The sequence below is a fragment of the Mesorhizobium sp. M0106 genome (genome assembly GCF_040322715.1).
Taxonomy (GTDB): Bacteria; Pseudomonadota; Alphaproteobacteria; order Rhizobiales; family Rhizobiaceae; genus Mesorhizobium.
Map to the genome: position 1 here is coordinate 1 of NZ_JAMYUA010000121.1, position 1,256 is coordinate 1,256.

Genomic DNA, 1,256 nt, shown 5'->3' on the forward strand with positions numbered 1-1,256 from the left:
CGCCTCCGGCAGCGGCGCCTCCGGCAGCGGCAGGGTCCGGGCGCGCCGGCCTGCGTCCGGCCGGGCTCTAGTCGCGGCGTCCCGCCGCTCCCCGAGCCGGCTTCGCCGTCTCGGCCTTCGGGTGACGATCCCTCGCGCAGGGCTAGAGGGAGAGGGCGGCCGGCGCGGGGCGGGGGACGCTGGAGAGAAGGGAAAGTCACCATGTCGATGATATTCGTAGGTGGATCACGCGAGATATTCGAGCTGCCGGAACCTGCTATCACTCGCATCGGCGCAATCGTTGCTGCCGAGCACGGCGTGCTGATTGGCGACGCGCCCGGAGCCGATGCCGAGGCGCAGGGCCTGCTCGCTGGCTACGGCTACGAACATGTCGGGGTCTTCCATGCGGGCAAGGAACCCCGCAACAATCTGGGCGACTGGGCTGCCTACCATGTTCCTGCTCCTGAGCGCGCCGAAGGATACTGGGTCCACGCCGCCAAGGACCGGGAGATGGCGCGGCGCGCCGACTTTGGCATGATGGTCTGGGACGGCGCATCACCCGGTACGGCCGTCAACGTATTTCGGCTCGCCATCGCGAACAAGCCGTGCGTCATTTACGATTTGGCCAGGGGCAGCATGGCGACGACGTACAATGTGGAAGACTGGTGCGCCATGCTGCGCCATGTCGATCCGGACATTCGCCGCCAGGCCGAAGCCCGCATGACGCCGGACGAGCGTCTGGCGTTGCCAGGATGATGTACGGGCGGTTTCCCCGACAGCCCGGTGGGTCCGATCTCCGATATGCTTGATCCGGCTCCGCGCCCCAACTCCACTTGTATGAACGGCCGGGGCCAACCCTACTTCGAATCCGGCCCACGCGCAGAGCCGCGGGGCATTGTGCAGCATGATCATCTTGACCCGTCTCGCATCTGAAGCGGGTACAAGCGTGCCGAACATCCTGGCTTGCTTTCAACCTGGCTGCGAGGCATCGCCACCGTGGGGCGTGAAGTTCGCTGCCAGTCGGCTCCGATCTCGAAACCGCTGTGCCGCCATGCCAAACGCGCAAGGCGGTTCACGCGCATGCTGCTGTTCGACGTGTTGGCGATGCCGAGGACATGACCCGAGAGGCTGCAGCCTGTTCGTGCGATCCGGCAGCGTTGCGTCGGCCAAGCGATGGCGGCCTGAGTTCTTTTCCATCTGCCGCATCCGGGGCCATTCCCGTTTCATGTCGCCTTTGTAGACGACCGCCTGCTTTGTGCGGTCAACCCCCGTTGGGG

Annotated in this window: 1 protein-coding gene; it reads left to right on the forward strand. The window is 65.9% G+C overall.

Translation table 11 applies throughout. The features are described from left to right. Positions 1-201 precede the first annotated feature (201 nt). Entirely contained in the window at positions 202-735 is a 534-nt protein-coding gene (locus NKJ55_RS35360; protein WP_352453919.1) for a hypothetical protein, read from the forward strand. Positions 736-1,256 lie beyond the last annotated feature (521 nt).